Source organism: uncultured Gimesia sp. (genome assembly GCF_937919775.1).
Taxonomy (GTDB): Bacteria; Planctomycetota; Planctomycetia; order Planctomycetales; family Planctomycetaceae; genus Gimesia.
On the sequence record NZ_CALFPF010000686.1, the window covers coordinates 1 to 3147 of the forward strand.

The following is a 3147-nucleotide window of genomic DNA, read 5'->3' on the forward strand; positions in this document are numbered from 1 at the left end:
GCAAAACGGTTCACGATGTCGATTATCGTGGTTTTTTGTCGTCGACCGTACCCGTGTTGAAGAAGCATATGACCCGACTACGAAAAAATTCGACAACTGGAAACGACTGGTTCGCCATCGCCATTTGATTCAGTCCATCCAGGAAGATTAGTGGTTGTGGTCAAACGTTACCTGATCGGTATAATGCAGATAAATGAAATAATGAGTAAACATGTTACAGGAGAGAGGGGGAAGTCATGTTGCCTTAGTTGCTAACTCTGGTTGCGGGCCGCGATTCTGAGTCTGTGAGGCGAAGACGTTTGAAACGTCTGTTCCTGTAGAAACGAATAGTGAGCGATTCCTCGGGCTTCCTGAAGAATTGAACTGTTTTTGAATTTGTTTTTGATACTTGTCAACAAGTACTATATAATCAGTTTGAACCGTATTTTTAGTGAGGAGAATAACAATGAATACTCGACGAAACAAACAAAGGTTGCAAAAGCGTAAAGGGTTTACGCTGATCGAACTGCTGGTGGTCATCACGATCATCGGCATCCTGGTATCACTGACGCTACCGGCGATCAACGGTGCCCGTGCCGCCGCCCGCAAGGTGACCTGTCTGAATAACATGCGCAACGTCGGCCTGGCTGTGGTCAACTTCTCATCAGGAGCCAACTCACAGTTGCCGCTACTGGTAGATCCAAACATTGAGAATACCTCAGGAAATCCCAACGCCGGCTATGACAACCTTTCCTGGTGTATCACGATTCTACCATTCCTGGACCAAGTCGGTTTCCGGCAACGATGGGACAGCACGGCGAGTGCTGCAGCAGTGAATGGTGCCTCTACCACGAATATTGACTTTTTAAACTCTCAGCGTTTTCCTGTATTCTTGTGTCCCGATGATCAGTTCGGTACCGACCCAGGTGCATTGTCTTATGTGGTAAATGTTGGATATGTAATGAATAATTACAATGCAAGTGCGGATTATACCCATGCAGCGAATACCAATCTGATTCTCTCTTCGGGCGTTACAGCCTCTCCCGTTAAATTCGCAACCGGTGTTTTCTGGCGAGGTGGTACCGGTGTTCCCCGGATGTCTCTGGACTTCATCTCTGCCGCCGATGGAATGACTCAGACCCTCATGTTGTCAGAGAATCTTCAAGCCGGCGAGTGGGCAAATCAGGATACAGGCAGCCTGGGATTTGGCGTTGATATGCAAGGGCTTTTGCCAAGGACAGCAGACGCTGCGACGACAGCGACCTTAGCTGACGACTTATACCTGCCAGCGGGATTTAATTTAACCAATTCCAGCAATGGTACTGATTCACGAATTGGTTCTAACCTGGGCGCTGCTCCCAAATCAGCCTGGCGTCCGAGTTCCAACCATCCCAGTGGTGCCGTGAATGTGATCTTCTGCGATGGCAGTGGAAAGTCTCTGACACCTCAGATGGATTCTGGAATCTATGCCCGTCTGTTGACACCCGCTGGTTTGCGATATGGTCAGGCTGTTGTGGACGGAACTGCTTACTAATTTGAGGTAGCAATTCTGCAACCACAGTTTTGAGTGATTATTCTCAAATCGGTTCAAACTTACAGACACCAGGGCCCCAGAGGCTCTGGTGTTTTTTTACGCGGAGTTCGAAACATACAAAGGCGGTTTTCTGGCATTCAGTCACTCGTGGATTTCCATCGCCCCGATGTGAGCGTGATCAGAAGCAATCGATTATCTGTGTAAACCATACTTCCATTACGGAGAATGAAATGCATCAACAACGCACCCAACGCACGTCGCTGAAGCGTAAAGGGTTTTCGCTGGTCGAATTGCTGGTGGTGCTCACCATCATCGGCATTCTGGTGGCGCTGACACTGCCGGCCATCCAGTCTTCCTGTGTCGTTTCAAGAAAAATCACCTGTCTGAATAACATGCGGAACGTCGGTCTGGCGGTGGTCAACTTCTCATCGGGCACCCACTCTCAGTTGCCTCTGCTCGTTGATCCGAACATTGAAAACGCCTCAGGGAATGCCAATGCCGGGAATGATAACCTCTCCTGGTGTACTACCATTCTGCCTTTCCTGGATAACGTCGGTTTCCGTCAACGATGGGACGCGACAGCCAACCTTGCTGCTCAGGATGGTGCCACGTCGGCTCAAATTCAAGCACTTACAGATTTGAATCAAATTCGGTTTCCTGTGTTTTCTTGTCCCGATGATCAGTTTAATACCGATCCAGGAGCGCTGTCATATGCAGTGAATGTGGGGTATGTCACCACCCATTATAACTCGTCAAATGATGTCGCCCACCATCCAGACAGCGTCGATGGTGGCCTGGATGGAGACGTGGCAACAACTGCTGACATCCCGATCAAATTTGCTACCGGTGTTTTCTGGCGGCCCTCCGAATCACGGATGTCGCTGGACTTCATTTCTGAAGGTGACGGCTTGACACAGACTCTGATGTTATCTGAAAATCTGCAGGCCGGGGAATGGTCTGATCAGGATACCGGCAGCCTGGGCTTCGGCGTGGATATGCAAGGTGTCTATTCAAGTGGATCGACCTCGCTTCGTCTGCCTTCTGAATTTAATCTACGGAATTCTGTTTCTGGCACAAACTCACGTATTGGTTCAAACCTGACAGCAGAGAAAGGACAGGCCTGGCGTCCCAGTTCCAACCACCCCAGCGGAGCCGTGAATGTGGTCTACTGTGATGGAAGCGGAAAATCATTGACACCACAGATGGATGCAGGCGTGTATGCCCGTCTGTTGACACCCGCCGGCAAGCGGTACGGTCAGGTTCTCGTTGACGAATCATCCTTCTGATCAAACCGGTTCAAACTTACTGACACCAGGGATCGAAAGGTCTCTGGTGTTTTTTTATGGTTGCCAATAGAATCTGTATGCATGCACACTTTATGCGCGGGTGCCGAGATCCTAAGCTTTGGTATTGGAAAAGAGAATTCGGTGCAGCTGTCGTGCCGGAGACGTAACTCTGTATAACGTCTCTTGACGTATTACCGGTAAATCGGATAAGGAACGTTATACAATTTGCAAATCAAAGGGAGAGTCGCTTTGCGCCCGGCTTGAGTCGGGGATAGTGGTCACTTCGAGCCTCTCAGAGGCAAAGAAATAAGCGAGCTGCAACTTGACTGCCACTGGATTAGCAGCGAT

2 protein-coding genes are annotated in these 3147 nt (G+C 49.4%); both read left to right on the plus strand.

The features are described from left to right. Window positions 1–445 precede the first annotated feature (445 nt). Window positions 446–1513, plus strand: a complete 1068-nt coding sequence (locus Q0294_RS19415; protein ID WP_299468757.1) for a DUF1559 domain-containing protein — start codon at window positions 446–448, stop codon at window positions 1511–1513. A gap of 230 nt (window positions 1514–1743) precedes the next feature. Further along, a complete protein-coding gene (locus tag Q0294_RS19420) occupies window positions 1744–2799 on the plus strand; it encodes a DUF1559 domain-containing protein (RefSeq protein ID WP_299468759.1) in 1056 nt (351 codons plus the stop codon). The last annotated feature ends 348 nt before the right edge of the window (window positions 2800–3147 follow it).

Coding starts and splice junctions, on each gene's coding strand:
- Q0294_RS19415 (WP_299468757.1), top strand. CDS start 446: ATGAATACTCGACGAAACAAACAAAGGTTGCAAAAGCGTAAAGGGTTT.
- Q0294_RS19420 (WP_299468759.1), top strand. CDS start 1,744: ATGCATCAACAACGCACCCAACGCACGTCGCTGAAGCGTAAAGGGTTT.